The organism is Massilia scottii (assembly GCF_030846495.1).
In the GTDB taxonomy this organism is placed as follows: domain Bacteria; phylum Pseudomonadota; class Gammaproteobacteria; order Burkholderiales; family Burkholderiaceae_D; genus Telluria_A; species Telluria_A violaceinigra.
This window is the reverse complement of the sequence record NZ_JAVCWM010000002.1, coordinates 265315-280614: the sequence shown is the minus strand read 5'-3', so window position 1 is coordinate 280614 and position 15300 is coordinate 265315. Positions and strand designations below refer to the sequence as shown.

The following is a 15300-nucleotide window of genomic DNA, read 5'->3' as shown; positions in this document are numbered from 1 at the left end:
TGGCTGACAGGATGGCGTACGCAATGTGAACTGGACGTGAAAGAGCCAATGTGCCGAGACAACAAGCGTCGCGAGAATACTGGCTAAAAAGCAGCAGCCTTTCATGACGGGTGTTTGGTCAGCCTCTCACGGCCGCAGCAAGCCTTACACTGCGAATCCGCCGGCGCCCGCGCTACCGGCACTGCGCCGCAGCCAGAACCGCTCCCGCGCATAGCGGGTCACTGCCGCATAGGTTTCGCCGAGGCGCTGGCAATACCGCGCTTCAACCGCGCGCATCTCCTCAAGGTAGCGCTCGCGCGCATTCCCGACGCCATCGAGGTAGCGTCCGATCGCATGGGCGCAACTGTCGGCCGTGGCCAAGGCGTTAAACAGCCCCTGGGATGCAATCGGGTCGAATGCCAGCATCGCGTCGCCGATCGCGAAAAACCCGTCGGGCAGCGCGGCCGTGGCGCCTGGATCGAGCCCGCCCCCGCCGGCCGGCCGCAGGTGCACCGGAAAGTCCAGCGTCGTGGGCCGGATCGCGGCCAGCAAGCCATGGCGCTGCGCTTTGGCCAGCAAGCGTTGCGGATCGCGCAGTGCCTTGAGCCCGGCATCGTCGCTATCAAGATGACATGCCAGCACCCGTTGCCCGGACGGCACGCGCACGCTGTACCACCAGCCGTTCGCGTCGGCGCAGACACGGGTGGCCTGATCCTTGTCGTCCGCGTCCACGGGCAAGTGCGCATACAGGCAGACCAGGCGGTCGTGGCCGCGCCGGGCAAGGCCGAGTTGCCTGGCCGCCGCCATGCTTCGGCCACTGGCATCGACCAGCACTGGCGTTTCATGCATTCCACGGAATGGGGGAGCACCGCCCTGCCCCAGGCAGTCGGCATCGATACGCCAGCGCCCGCCCTCGTGCGACAGCGCCAGCTGCCGCACCGTGTCGACCAGCGCCACGCCCGCTTCCACGGCGCTATCGCGCAGGCCAGCGTCGAACAGCACGCGGTCCAGGTGCCACCCCACGCCATGCGGATCGCGAATCGGGTCGAACCACGCCGGCGTATCCGAGTCCCACTGCGAGACCGACGCGCCGCGTCGCGCATGGCCCTGGGCCAGAAAGCGCTCGTAGATCCCCTGACGCTGGAGCAGCACGCGGGCCGCGCCCGGCAAGGACTCGCCGATGCGCGACGCTGCGGCCGCCCTCGCCCGCGCCCGGTCCAATAGCAACACGCGATACTGCGGGCGCAGGCGCCGGGCCAGGGCCGCGCCGGCCGGACCGGCGCCCACGATGACGACATCCCACTGCGCCGTCCAGCGGCCCGGCGGCAGGCCGATCACTCGGCAGGCCTGGGCGTGCCGCGACGCGCGATCTGGCGCATCTGGCTGTCGGTTGCCTCGCGCTCGGCCTCGGTCAGCGGCTGGCCGCCGCGATCCTCGACCTGCATCGTCGCAGGAAAGTCCGGGTCATTCGGAATGCCCTTGCGTACCTCGACGATTCCTTGCCTGTCGAAATGGCTGACCATGACTTGCAACTGCTGCAAATGGCCGGGACCCAGGGTCCGGTCCCAGTCCATGCGCTCGTTGAAGGCGGCCAGCCGCTCCTCGCGGCACAGTTCCGGGTCCATCACTTTCATGTAGTTCCCGGCACTGAGCACCTGGTTCGGCACCCGCGCCGGCCAGAACGTCGGCAGGTAGGGGTCGTACTGCGGGTCGTAGCCGGACCGGCAACTGGCGGTGTCGGTCTGCCAGGGTACCGCCATCCAGCGCGTGACCGACCCGGGAAACTGGCCGTACAAGGGGCCGTTGAAGGAACATGCCTCGGCCGGGGTGAGCGCCTTGCCGTAATCGGCCTCGTGATCGTCCCCGGCGCGGTGGCGCCAGCGATACGCCTCGCTGTACATCGAGGCGTGGCGCACCGGCCAGGTCATCTCGCAGCCGGGATGAAATGCATCGGCCAGGCAAAATTCCAGGGCGGCGCGATCGAGCATGGCCGCCTGATCCGCGAGCGGCACATCGTCGATGTCGTGCCTGTCCTCGTCACCGGCGCCGGCGCCGGGAGGATAATCGGCGATGAAATCGCCCTCCGCCCAGCGTTCGAGCATCGCCAGCTGCGTGTCGGTGAGCGCATTCATCGCCCGCGGGATCGGCGGCATCGGCACATCCATCGCGTCGCCATAGACCCAGGGCCAGGGCTTCATCGATGCATCGTGGTAGCGCGGATTGCGGAACGCGTTGGCGACCGTGCGGCGCAGTTGCGCGTAGGTGTCACCCGCTTGCGACAGCTTGCGCAGATAGGCCGGCGCCATGAAGTCCTGGGGCATGCCGTGGCCGAAGCCCGCCGCGAAGCTGGCGTTCATCCACTGCAGGTCGCACAGCGCCTTAAAGATGGGCAGCAGATCGTTCCTGAACGATGGCCGCACCGGTACCGGCAGGTGTCCGGCCTGGATGGCGACATCGGTCATCAGGGCGTACATGGTGCGGACCGATTTCTGTTGCGGCCCGTAGTTCGGCGGCGCCACCACCACCCATGCCGGCGCCACGCGCAGTTCGCGTCCGCCCACCCGCACCCGCGCGCTGACCGGACCATCGCTGGTGTCGTCGTACCAGCCATCGTTGTTCGCGAACGTGACCGGGGCCTTGCCGTCGAACGAGGCCGACATGCCGTGTCCGCCGAAGACCCGCAAGCGGCCGCGCGGATCGGTGCGCAACTCCCCCAGCGGCACCGGAATGCCGAAGCAGCTGCCGCCATCGAAGTGGTACTGCTGTCCCGCGGCGCCCGCTTCACCGATGGTGCGGGCGCCGGGCTGGATGGACAAGGTGCCGCGCTCGGGCAGCGGCACGCCGGCATTGCGGCGCGTGGAAGGCGGCGCCGTCGCCGCTTCGGGGATGTCCAGCGCCAGCTCGAAGTTATACCAGGCCGCCTTGTGATTGGCCAGTTCGACCTTCCATTCGATCTCGATGCCGTCCTGCATGGCCAGTTCGCACACCACACGCCCCTGGGCGTCGTAGCCATAGATGCGGAACTCCGCCACCTCGCGTTTCAGCGCTCCGGTGCTGTCACGGTAGAAATCCTGGGCCTTGGGCAAGGGATCGATCACCTGGGGGCCGACGTAGAATCCATCCTCTTGCCTGGAATTACCCACCCGCGCGATGCCGATGGACGGGTGGATCTTCGCGTACACGACCTGCTCTGCAAGCTTGCTTTCACTGCTCATGACGGCCCCTTTCAAGGTGACGGTGTTGCTCCTTTGATTGCTGTGCGGGCCCGGTACGGCCGCCCTTCGATCGCACGCGTCCCCCATCGCTTGAACGCCTATGGTGCGCCACTACGGAACGAAATTCGCGAGAAATATTGCCTATGTTTTAATTCTGCCACTCGTGACAATGTGTGATCAATGCGTTACAAGATCGGCGTATGCTGCTTGCCGGCGGCCTTACATCCAGCTGGCGGCGGCGAGCGACAGCGGCGCAAGCAGCGCGGCAAGGCGCGCGCTGGCCGTCACTGCGCTGCGCGCAAACGGCAGCAAGCAGATGAGCGCCACGCCCAGCATCCCGGTCTGGCACGGCCACAGCAGCAGGCCGAAGCGGGTGCCGTCCGCGACGACGGCGGCCACCAGCGAGATGGCGATCAGGGCCGCTCCGGCCAGGATGAAACGCCACCGCTCGCGCCCGCTCTGTTCGCGCAAACCCATGCGGCGGCGCTGGCTGGAGGACTGAAAACACAGGACGGCCAAGCCGGCCCAGGCCGCAAAAGCGGAACCCGCGGCCATCAGCGGCGCGTTCATGGCACCGCTTCCTTCAGCAAGCGCGGCGCGCCCGCCGTTGCCGCGCCGCGCGAGCCCAGGCGGCGCGCGGCCATGGCTGCCAGCGCGGCGCTGGCCAGCAGAACCAGATCGGTTCCGGCCACGGCCATGTTGCCCTGGCTGACGCTGCGCAGCAGATGGTCGCCCGTCAGCACGCCGTTGAGCACGACGGCCAGGAGCGCCAGCAATGCGCTGGCCCAGGCCTGTTCGCGCCACGCGGTGCCGAGCTCGGCCCGGAAGCGTGGCTGCCAGGCCCGCGCCAGCGCATGTACCAGGGTGCCGATCCATACCAGGAAGAACATGCACTGCTCCAGCAGTGCGCGGCCGGCAATTGCCTCGGGCAGCAGCTTGTTGGACACAAGCATGGCCAGGGTCGCCACCAGCACGCCCACGCTGCCCGCCGCCGCCACCGCGTTGACCACCCGATAGCTGCTGCGGCCTTCCTTCACCTGCCGCACCCGGCGCTTCTCTACCCAGAGCAGCATACCGGTGCCGATCATCACACAGCTCACCAATCCCATCCCGAAATACATCCAGCGCAACCACCAATGGTCGAACGGCAGCATGTGCAAGCCGGTGAAAAAACGTTGCAATCCGATTGTGGCCGACAGATCCGAGCGGCCAAGCAGCGCGCCGCTGCTGCCGTCGAAGCTCAGCATCCGCGTGTCGTAGCTGATCTGGTCGTGCGGACGGCGCTGGAAGTCGACGCTGGCATGGGCGTCATGCGGATTGCGCACGCTGACCCGGCGGATCTGGCCGCCGCCCCAGAGCCGCTGGGCCTGCGCCGCCATCGCATCGACCGAGGCCAGTTCGGCGCGCCGCCCGGATGGCTCGCGCTGCACCAGGGCGAACGCTTCCCGTGTCGCCTGGTTCGCCTGCTTGCCGTACACCAGCGCAATGCCCGGCCTGGTGTATACGAACACCATGATGATCAGGCCGGTCAAGGTGATGGTGAAATGGAAAGGCAGCAGCAGGACGGCCGAGACATGGTGCAGGTCGAGCGTGGCGCGCTGGCGCGATTTGGCCGGGCGGAAGGTGAAGAAGTCGGTAAAGATCTTCTTGTGGATGATCACGCCCGACACCAGCAGCGCCAGCATCGCGATCGATACCAGCGCCAGCAACCAGTAGCCGAGGTCCATCCATTTGATATGGAAGGTGTAATGAAACGGGAAAAAGAAGCCGGTGCCGCCCTTGCTGCCCGCTTGCGGCAGCAGCCGGCCGGTATTGGCGTCGACATCGCGGCTCTGGAGTGCGCCGTTCTCGAACCAGCTCAGGCGCATGGCGGGCGCGCGGCTGGTCGGATATTGCACGGTCCATTGCTTCGCATCGGGGGCCAGCCGCTCCAGATGGGGCAAGGCGAGCCGGTCGAACGACACCGCCGCCGGCTGCGCCACCCGGGTCGCCGGCATCATCCAGCGGTCGATTTCCTGGTCGAACACCGACAGCGAGCCCATGAAAAACACGAGGAAGAGCAGCGCGGAGCACAGCACCCCGGCCCAGGTGTGCAGGTAGTCCATGGCATGGCGCAGGCGCGGCGGCGTGGACGCCGCCGTCATGCAACACCAGCCAGCGACAGGCTGGACCAGCCGATCAGCGCGAAGCCGAACGCGCTGCCCAGCACCCAGGCCGCGGCGCGCCGGGTCGTGGCGGCGCCAAAGGCCACCAGCAGCGCGATGGTCCAGACCAGAAAGGCCAGCATGCCGGTGCCGACGACTGCATCGGCACGCCGCATCATGCCGCTGGCCAGCAGGACGCCGGAGCCGGCGGCCATGAAAGAGATCGCCAGGACGTAGCCGCCCAGCGCGCCGATCAATGTGCGCGCCAGGGCCGCCCGCCGGCTGAAGCCGAATTTGGACATGGAAATTATGAGGTGGTGCCACCGTGACGTCGGTTGTGCGTCATACTAGCTGATTATTGAATGAAAATCACTATCATTCTCATTCAATGGTTCAGCCTGGCGGATGCGATGTTCGGATGATTGCATCGGGCAGGCTTGCACCGGCGCGCCAGGCCGACGGCCAGCGCACGGCTCCATCCGGGAGCGCATCGGCAGGCCCGGGCCTGTCGATTTCATTTTTGCAGATCCGTCGTTAATAACCATATGAAAAACACACAGCACCGAGGCCAACAGTCCACGCCCTTCCGGCGCACCGTCATCAGCGCCGCCCTCCACGCCGCCTGCCTGGGCCTGGCCCTGTCCGCCCCCGCGAGCCAGGCGCAGGATGCCGGCGCCGGCGCGCGCCAGGAAACCGTCCTGCCGACCGTCAGCGTCTACGGGGAGCGCACCCCGGAACAGGGCTACGTCGCCCGCCGCAGCGCTGCCGCGACCAAGACCGACACCCCGCTCATCGAAACGCCGCAGGCGGTCTCCGTGATCACGCGCGCCGAGATGGATGCGCGCAACGTGCGCGACCTGGGCGAGGCGGTCGCCTACAGCGCCGGCGTGACCTCGGGCGGCACCGGCGAAACCACCCTGTTCGGCGGTAACAGCGTGCGCGTGCGCGGCTTCGGCGGCGGCGGCACCGCCGGTTTTTCATTCAACGAATACCTGGACGGCATGAAGCTGCAAGGCACCGGTTACGACGGTGGCAATCTCGATCCGTATCTGCTCGAGAGGGTCGATGTGGTCAAGGGGCCGGCCTCGGTCCTGTTCGGCCAGACCCAGCCCGGCGGCATCGTCAACATGGTCAGCAAGCGCGCCGGCGCGGACATGGTCAATGAGGTGCGCCTCGGCGCCGGCACCCGCTCGCACCTTGACGGCGGCGTCGACGTGGGGGGCGCCATCGGCGCCAGCCTGCATTGGCGCGTAACCGGCCTGGCCCTGGACGAAAACCTGCAACAGGAACCCGCCAAACGCCAGCGCCAGGTCGTGGCGCCTTCGCTGACCTGGACCAACGGAAAAACCTCGCTGACCGCGCTGGCGCATTACCAGCACGACGACATCAACGCCACCCTGGTCAATGTGATTCCCGCCGCCGGCCTGTTCGGCAATCCGGGCGGCCGTGTGGCGAGCGATATCCGCGTGGGCGACCCGGGCTACGAGAACTGGGACCGCACCACCGCCTCGATCGGCTATCTGTTCAGCCATGCCGTGAACGATACCCTGACCATCCGCCAGAACCTGCGCTACACCCGCAACGAACTCGATTCGCAGTGGCTGTACCGGCGCACGCTCGCGGCCGACCGCCGCACCCTGAACCGCAGCGCCTTCTCCGCCGTCGAGGATGCCGCCAACATCAGCCTCGACAGCCAGCTCGAATGGAAATTCAAGAGCGGCGCGCTGCAGCACACCATGCTGGGCGGGATCGACTACCAGCGCCGCACCAACGATGCGGTGCGCCATTTCGGTTTCAACGGCGTGCCGGCGCTCGACCTGTTCGCGCCGAAGTACAACCAGGCCATCCCCGCGCAAGCCGTGTTCCAGAGCGAAGATGTGGTGGGACGCCAGCTCGGCGTGTATGTCCAGGACCAGATCAAATTGGGCGCACTGTCCGTGCTGGTGGGCGGCCGCCAGGACCAGGCGCGCAGCGATACGCGCAACCGCCTGACCAACGGCACGACCTTGCAGGACGACGACGCCATCACGGGCCGGGTCGGCGTGATCTACAACTTCGCCAGCGGTGTCGCGCCGTACGCCAGCTACGCCACTTCGTTCGAACCGATCAGCGGCCGGGCATTCGACGGCACCGTGTTCTCACCGATGAAGGGCAAGCAGGCCGAAGCCGGCGTCAAATACCAGCCTGCCGGCAGCGCCCACATGGTGACGCTCGCGCTGTTCGACCTGACCCAGCAAAACATGACAACCGGCGACCCCGGGCACACCGGCTTCAGCATCCAGACCGGCGAAGTGCGCACGCGCGGCATCGAGCTCGAAGGCAAGGCACAGCTGGTCAAGGACCTGGACCTGACGGCGGCCTACACCTACCTGGACGACGAGGTCACGCGCAGCAACAACACCGACCTGGGCAAGCGGCGCGCGCAGATTCCCGCGCACAGCGCTTCCGTGTGGGCCAACTACACCGTGCGCGCAGGCGCGCTGGCCGGCCTGGGCCTGGGCCTGGGCGCGCGCTACACCGGCAAGACGCAGGGCGACACGATCAACAGCTTCGCGGCGCCCGCCCGCACCCTGTTCGACCTGGCGCTGCGCTACGACCTGGGCCGGCTGGGCATGAACGACTGGATGGCCGAACTGCACGTGAACAATGTGGCGGACAAGGAGTATGTCGCCTCCTGCTTCGCCGCCCACAGCTGCTATCTGGGCCTCTCGCGCTCGGCACGGGCGACCTTGAAATACAACTGGTAAGCGCCAGTTTGCGCACTTCATTGCCCATGATGCGGCAATGAGGCGCGCCAGGCTGTCCGGCGCCGGCCGGCAAGCGTAGCGCTTCCTCGGGCCCGGCCTGTCACTGCATATTGAAACGTTGCCAAATACATCAGCAGCCGTTATGATTGCCACGTTTTGGTGCTCGCGGCCTTGTTCTGAAGGCCGCAGTTAAACGGGAAACACGCGCTGGCATGCCAGCGGCAAACGTGTGCTGTCCCCGCAACGGTAAAACAGGCGCCGCATGTCGTGCAACGACGTGCGGCCGGTTGTCTCTTTGGTCCACTGTGCCGCCGGCATGGGAAGGCGAGGCAATCTGACCTGTCAGCCCGGATACCGGCCAGGACGCATGGAAGCAAGCGGCCGGGAATTGTCGTGTTTGTGGATCGCCTGGGACCGCGCTTAACGCCGCCGCTCCCTCATCTCCATCGACTCTCGCGCCTCTGTCGGCCGCAGCTTCTTTTTTCTCGGTGCACGGGGATGTGCGCCGTACAAAACAAGCGGACCGGCCTGTCCGGTCTTAACCGAGAGTACCCGTGAAAAATACCACCCCTGCCCCGTCGCAACGCGGGCTGCGCCTGCTGTCGCCAATGCTGCTGCTGGCCATGCCCGCCTTTGCCAACGCCACCGTCGACGGCGATACCCCATCCCCCGTCCAGCAAGTGCGCGTGTCCGCCAGCCTGATACCGCTCGGCGTCGCCGATTCGGCCAACCAGGGCACCGTGACCGCCAGGCAGCTCGAAAACCGTCCCTTGCTGCGCACAGGCGAGCTGCTTGAAGCGGTGCCAGGCCTGATCGTGACCCAGCACGCCGGCGACGGCAAAGCCAATCAATATTTCGCGCGCGGATTCAATCTCGATCACGGCACCGATTTCCGCACCACGGTCATGGGCATGCCGGTCAACTTGCCGACCAATGCGCACGGCCAGGGCTATTCGGACCTGAATTTCCTGATTCCGGAGCTGGTCAGCACCATCGCGTATAAAAAAGGCACCTATTACGCGGAGGAAGGCGATTTTTCCGTCGCCGGCGCAGCCGCTTTCGACTACGTGCGGCACATGGAGCAAGGCTTGCTGAGCCTGGAGGCCGGCCAGAACCGCTTCAGCCGCGCGCTGCTCGCCAACGCCACCCCGCTCGCCGCCGGTACGCTGCTGTACGCCCTCGAACGCGCGGGCCAGGATGGTCCCTGGGAGACGCCGGAAGACTACAAGCGTGTCAACGGCGTGCTGTCGTACAGCTGGCGGCGCGGCGACGACGATGTGCGGGTGACGGCGATGGGCATGCATTCGTCGTGGACGTCGACCGATCAGGTGCCGCAACGCGCGCTCGACGCCGGGCTGATCGGCCGCTATGGCACGCTCGCTCCCACGGATGGCGGCGACACCTCGCGTTACAGCCTGTCGGGCGAGTGGCGCCGCCAGTACGGCACGGGCAGCGCCAGGGCCAATGCCTACATCATCGCATCGCGGCTCGACCTGTTCAGCGACTTTACCTATGCACTGGACGATCCGGAGCACGGCGACCAGTTCCACCAGGCGGAAAGCCGGCAGATTCTCGGCCTGGACGCGCAGCGCGCATGGCGCCACGCCCTGGGCCCCTTCGCTTCCGAGACAGCGTTCGGCGTTCAGCTGCGCCAGGACAGGCTGGCCCCGGTCGGCCTGTATTTGAGCCAGGCGCGCCAGCGCCGCTTGAGCGTGCGCGAGGACAGGGTCAAGCAGCGCAGCGGCGCGCTGTACCTGTCCAATAGCACCGTCTGGGCGCCATGGCTGCGCACTGTCGCCGGGCTGCGCGCCGACCGCTACGGGTTCGATGTCCACAGCGACACGGGCGCCAACTCGGGCAAGGTGAATGCCGGCATCACCAGTCCGAAGTTCACGGCGATTTTCACGCTGGGGAACAATGCGGAGATGTACCTGAACTGGGGACGGGGCTTCCACAGCAATGACGCGCGTGGCGTGACCGGCACCGTCGATCCCAGGACCGGCCTGGCGGTGGACGCCGACGGTGCGGACATCAAGCCCGCCACGCCACTGGTGCGGGGAACCGGCAAGGAGGCAGGCTTGCGGCTGGCCGGCCTGGTGCCGGGCATGCAAACCACCATCGCCGCCTGGAAGCTCGACCTCGATTCCGAACTGATCTTCATCGGCGACGCCGGCACCACCGAGGCAGGCCGCCCGAGCCGGCGGCACGGCGTCGAGCTGGCCAATTTTTACACGCCCGCCAGGGACTGGATCATCGATGCCAACCTGGCGTGGTCGCACGCGCGCTTTCGCGACAGCGATCCGGCCGGCGCCTTCATCCCCGGGTCGATCACCCGCACCGCCTCGCTCGGTGTGTCGGGCGCCGCCGGCCCGTGGTCGGGCGGCGTGCGCCTGCGCTACTTCGGCCCGCGCGCACTGGTCGAAGACGATTCGGTCCGCTCGCCCTCGTCCACCTTGCTCAACATGAAGCTCGGCTACCGGCTCGCGCCACGCCTCAAGCTGACAATCGAAGTGCTCAATTTGCTGGACCGCCGCGTGAGCGATATCGACTACTACTACGCATCGCAGTTGCCGGGCGAGCCTGCACCGGTCGCCGACATTCATACCCATCCGGGCGAAATGCGCACGCTGCGCGCCGGCCTGGCATGGCGCTTCTGAATGGCCGCGAACCTGCCTGCGCCGGCACGCCGCCATTTACGGCATACATCGTGCGCTGCTACAATCCGCGCATGTTTACCATGAGAGCAGCGCGACGATGCGCATGAACCGCAGCGCGCAGCTCCTGGCGTCCTGGCTGGCCGTGCTGGCCATGCTCGTGGCCGTGCTGGCGCCGGCGCTCTCGCATGCATTCACCGCCAACGCCAGCGCGCCCTACCCGCCGGCTGACATCTGCCGGGCTGGCAGCGCGGCGGCCGCCGCCGACCGACTGCCGGCCGGCGACGCTGCGCCCGCGCCACACGACGGCAAGCTCAAACACTGCCCGTACTGCCATCACAGCAACGGCATGCTCCTGCTGCCGCAAGCGCCTTGCCAGCTGGCGCTTGCCGTCGCCGACGCCCCACCCACCGCGCGCCTCCCCGACGCGCCCAAAGCCCGCTTCGCATGGACAGCCGCGCAGGCACGCGGTCCGCCATCGCTCTGATCCGGTAAGACTTCGCTCACGAATCGGCTCAAGCAAGCCGACCAGGCGCCGCATGCGGCGCCCATCTCCACTCGCCTGTCACAAGGCAAACGACACAAGAGCACCATATGACTGCAACCCCATTCCATGCGGCGGCGCTGGCCCTTGCCTGCACCGCCATGAACGCCCACGCCCGCGCCGATGAGCCCCTTCCCACGGTGGAGATCACGGGAAGCGCGCCGCGCGCCAACGGCAAGCTGAACCTGGACACGGCCGCCGCCACCGGCAGCCGGCTCGGCCTGACGCCGCGCGAGACACCGGCCACCGTCACCCTGGTCGACCGTGCCATGATCGACGCGCGCGGCGCCCAGGATACCCAGGAAATCCTGCGCGCCATTCCCGGGGTCAGCGCCCACAATGCGCCGGGCAATATCGGGGTCAGCTACCGCGGCTTCGGCAGCGGATCGATCAGCCAGCTCTTCAATGGCATCAACGTTCAGTATGCGATCGCGGCGCGCCCGGTCGACAGCTGGATCATCGACCGGGTGGAAGCCATCGGCGGCCCGTCGAGCTTCCTGTTCGGTTCGGGTGCGGTCGGCGGTTCCATCAACTACATTACCAGGGTGGCCGAACGGCGCGATGCCGGCGAGGGGCAAGTACGCCTCGGCACACAGGGATTGAAGGAAGCGTCCATCGGGCTGAACCGGCGTATCGGCGGCGCGGGCGGCGACGAGCATCACGTCCGCATCGACCTCAACCATCGCGATGCTGCCAGCTGGATCGACGCGGGCGGCGCCCGCTCAACCCAGCTGGCGGCATCGCTGCGCTCCGACATCGGTGCGCGCTTCTCCCATATCCTGGCCTACGAGTTCCAGGAGGAGGATGTGGCACGGCCCTACTGGGGCACGCCGCTCCTCAATCCGGTCGCCGGCCGCGCGCGCATCGATCCGGCCACCCGCTTCAAGAACTACAACAGCACCGACGGCGTCTACGCCCAGCGCGTGCACTGGCTGCGCTCAGTGGCCGAATGGCGCGCCAGCGAAGCGGTCCAGCTCACCAATACCGTGTATGCCTACGACGCCGTGCGCGACTACCGTAACGTCGAGAGCTACCGCTTCAACCCGGCCAACACGGCCGTGGCGCGCTCCGGCATCCTGTTGCAGCACCACGAGCAGCGCATGCTGGGCGAGCGCCTCGACGCCACCTGCAAGGGCGAGTTGGCGGGCCGGCGCAGCGACTGGGCGTTCGGCATTGAGGTCAGCGTCAACCGGCAGACCCGCTTTCCGAACAGCCTGCCGGCCTCGCTCGGCAGCGTCGATCCCTACGACTTCGCGACCGAGCGCTTCTTCGACATTCCCGGCATGAGCCCGGCCTTGCGGCCCGACCGCGACAACAAGGTCACGACCCGCGCCGCCTACATCGAAAACCGCACCGCCATCGCGCCCTCGCTGAACCTGGTGACCGCGCTGCGCCACGAGCGCATCGACCTGGACCTGGTCAACCGGCGCGAGATCAGCGCCGCCAACCCGGCCAGCTTTGCGCGCCGCTACAGGCCAACCACCGGCCGCGCCGGGCTGGTATGGAACCTTGCGCCGGGTACCACCGCCTACGTCCAGTATGCAACGGCGGCCGACCCGCCGTCGGGCGTGTTGTCGACCGCCTCGTTTGCCGACGTGCGCAACAACAGCGAACTGACGACCGGACGCCAGGGAGAGATCGGCGCCAAGCTGGACTTCTGGCAAGGCAAAGGCGCGGCCACGGTGGCGGCGTACCGCATCGAGCGCAAAAACATCGCCACCCAGGACCCGGACAACAGCGCCCTGACGGTGCTGGTCGGTGAGCAATCGGCCAGCGGCGTCGAGCTGTCGCTGGGCCTGCAAGCGACGCGCCAGTGGTCGATCCAGGGCAACCTGACCCGGGTCGATGCGCAATACGAGCAATACCGCCAGGGCGGTGTCTCGCTGGCGGGCAAGACGCCGGCGAATACGCCGCGCTCCGTCGCCAACCTGTGGCTGGGCTACGCCGTCACGCCCGCCATCAAGGCCGACCTGGGTCTGCGCCACGTGGGCAGCGTGCATGCGGATGCGGCCAACAGCATCGCCTGGCCGGCCTACACCCTGCTCGACCTGGGCCTGCGTTACCAGATCAGCCGCGATGTCACCGTGGTGGGACGGGTGCGCAATGCGGGAGACCGGGTCCACGCCGTCAACCTCGGTGCGGCCATGGCCTATCTGGGCGCGCCGCGCACGGCCGACCTTGCGCTGCGCGTAGCGTTTTGAGGCCGCCGATGGGAACTTCGTTCAAACGCCTGCTATTGCTGGGCCACCGCTGGCTTGGCATTGTCCTGTGCGCCTTTTTCGCGATGTGGTTCGTCTCCGGCGTGGTCATGATGTACGTCGGCTATCCGAAACTGACCGATGCCGAGCGCCTGCGCCATTTGCCGGCCCTGCAGGCCGGCGCGCCGCTGCTCGGGCCGCAACAGGCCATGGCGATGGCCGGCGTCACCGGACCGCTCAAGGAACTTCGGCTGGCCGCTGCCAGCGGCGGGGACGCGGTCTACCTTGTTCAGCCCACCGGCGCCAAGGGAGCGGCGGCCATCGCTGTCGATGCGCGCAGCGGCGAGCGGATACCGCTCACGGACCGGGCGCGCGCCATGGCCAGCGCGGCCGCGTTCGCCGGCCCGGGTGTCGGCACCCATTACCTGGGCACGGTCGAGGAAGATGCGTTTACCCACTCGCGCGGGCTGGATGGACACCGGCCCCTGCACCGCGTGCAATTGGCCGACCCGGAGCAAACGCTGCTGTATGTGTCGGGCCGGACCGGCGAAGTGGTGCGCGATGCGCCGCGCCATGAACGGCTGTGGAACTACGCCGGCGCGTGGATCCACTGGCTGTACCCTTTGCGCGGCAATGTGTTCGAGCCTTACTGGGCCGATATCGTCAACTGGCTGGCCATTGCCGGCACCGCCATGGTGCTTAGCGGCGCCACAGTCGGCATATTGCGCTGGCGCTTCCGGGCGCCCTACCGCAGCGGTTCGCGTTCGCCCTATCCGGGTGCGATGATGCGCTGGCACCATATTGGCGGCCTGCTGTTCGGGGTGGTGACGGCAACCTGGATCTTCAGCGGGCTGATGTCGATGAACCCGTGGCGCATCTTCGACGGCGGCGCGCCCCCGCTGCGCATCGAGGCGCTCGAAGGCGCGGCGCTGCTGCCGTCCGCGCGCGATGCGGCGCCGGCGGCGTTATTGTCCGCTGCGGGCCCGGGGATACGCGAGCTCAAGTGGACGCGGGTGCTGGGAGGCACAATGGTGCTGGCCCAGCCGGCGGCCGGTGCGCCGCGCGTGCTGGACAGCCGGACCAGCCGCCCGGCAGCGGTCGCTGGCGGCGCGCTGCTCGATGCCGCGCGCGCGCTGCTGCCCCATCCGGTGGCCAAGGTCGAACGCCTGGACGCGTACGACCTGTACTACTACAGCCGCGACGCCCACAGCATGACCGGCGGCGGCGGCAAGCCGCTTCCGGTGTGGCGCATCGCCTTTGCCGATCCGCACCAGAGCTGGGTGTATCTGGATCCCCACACGGGTGCGCTGGTCGGCCGCAGCGACCGCCACAAGCGCTGGAGCCGCTGGCTGTTCGCCATGCTGCACAGTTGGGATTGGCTGCCTTTGCTGGAGCGCCGGCCCTTGTGGGACCTGGTCATGCTGGCGCTCAGTGTCGGCGGCGCCATCTTGAGCATGACCGGCGTGGTGATCGGCTGGCGCAGGCTGGGGCGAAAGTTGCACGCTGCGGGCGACGGCCGCGCATGGTCCAGGCTACGCGGCCGGGCGCTGCCGGACGGCGCGGATGTAGTGCCCATCCATCCGCACACAGGCGATTCCCAGGCGCACCGCAGTGGTGGGTCTTCATCTGAAACGCGACACCGCCGGGCGGCGTCAGCCCGGACACAGGCGCGGTAACGACCCACCGCATGATGCAGGTAGCCTGTCGGCGGCCGGAAAAGCGCGCCCGCAAAAGCGATGAATGGCTTCTGCATCGATTGCCTGGCGCACGCCGCGCTCGAACCGGCGATCGGTGCCGACAAAGCCGGCGGTCCAGCCCA

10 protein-coding genes and 1 riboswitch are annotated in these 15300 nt (G+C 67.6%); of the genes, 5 read left to right on the top strand and 5 right to left on the bottom strand.

Annotated features, from left to right (window positions below):
• Window positions 1-144 precede the first annotated feature (144 nt).
• The 5 genes from RBA41_RS03545 to RBA41_RS03525 form a co-directional block, all read right to left on the bottom strand.
• Window positions 145-1317, bottom strand: coding sequence for an NAD(P)/FAD-dependent oxidoreductase (locus RBA41_RS03545; RefSeq protein WP_306621094.1), 1173 nt, complete (start codon window positions 1315-1317; stop codon window positions 145-147).
• A complete protein-coding gene (locus RBA41_RS03540) occupies window positions 1314-3194 on the bottom strand; it encodes a LodA/GoxA family CTQ-dependent oxidase (protein ID WP_306621092.1) in 1881 nt (626 codons plus the stop codon). Before RBA41_RS03540 ends, RBA41_RS03545 begins: the two co-directional genes overlap by 4 nt.
• Window positions 3195-3413: 219 nt before the next feature.
• Window positions 3414-3764, bottom strand: a complete 351-nt coding sequence (locus RBA41_RS03535; RefSeq protein WP_306621090.1) for a DUF3325 family protein — start codon at window positions 3762-3764, stop codon at window positions 3414-3416.
• Window positions 3761-5338, bottom strand: a complete 1578-nt coding sequence (locus RBA41_RS03530) for a PepSY-associated TM helix domain-containing protein (RefSeq protein WP_306621088.1) — start codon at window positions 5336-5338, stop codon at window positions 3761-3763. Before RBA41_RS03530 ends, RBA41_RS03535 begins: the two co-directional genes overlap by 4 nt.
• Window positions 5335-5640: a hypothetical protein gene (locus RBA41_RS03525; RefSeq protein WP_306621086.1), complete on the bottom strand. Its 306-nt coding sequence runs from the start codon at window positions 5638-5640 to the stop codon at window positions 5335-5337. The genes RBA41_RS03530 and RBA41_RS03525 overlap by 4 nt, the downstream gene beginning before the upstream one ends.
• Window positions 5641-5883: 243 nt before the next feature.
• Here RBA41_RS03525 and RBA41_RS03520 point away from each other — a divergent pair, with 243 nt between their 5' ends.
• The 5 genes from RBA41_RS03520 (at window position 5884) to RBA41_RS03500 (ending at window position 15157) form a co-directional block, all read left to right on the top strand.
• Window positions 5884-8085: a TonB-dependent siderophore receptor gene (locus tag RBA41_RS03520; RefSeq protein WP_306621084.1), complete on the top strand. Its 2202-nt coding sequence runs from the start codon at window positions 5884-5886 to the stop codon at window positions 8083-8085.
• Between the two features lie 140 nt (window positions 8086-8225).
• Window positions 8226-8462: riboswitch (cobalamin riboswitch) on the top strand.
• A 177-nt stretch (window positions 8463-8639) separates the two neighbouring features.
• Window positions 8640-10742 (top strand): TonB-dependent receptor, encoded by a 2103-nt coding sequence (locus RBA41_RS03515; protein ID WP_306621082.1) that lies wholly within the window; start codon window positions 8640-8642, stop codon window positions 10740-10742.
• Between the two features lie 97 nt (window positions 10743-10839).
• A complete protein-coding gene (locus RBA41_RS03510) occupies window positions 10840-11226 on the top strand; it encodes a DUF2946 domain-containing protein (protein ID WP_306621081.1) in 387 nt (128 codons plus the stop codon).
• A 107-nt stretch (window positions 11227-11333) separates the two neighbouring features.
• Window positions 11334-13484: a TonB-dependent receptor gene (locus RBA41_RS03505; RefSeq protein WP_306621079.1), complete on the top strand. Its 2151-nt coding sequence runs from the start codon at window positions 11334-11336 to the stop codon at window positions 13482-13484.
• Window positions 13485-13492: 8 nt separating this feature from the next.
• Window positions 13493-15157, top strand: a complete 1665-nt coding sequence (locus tag RBA41_RS03500) for a PepSY domain-containing protein (protein ID WP_306621077.1) — start codon at window positions 13493-13495, stop codon at window positions 15155-15157.
• Window positions 15158-15300: the final 143 nt, after the last annotated feature.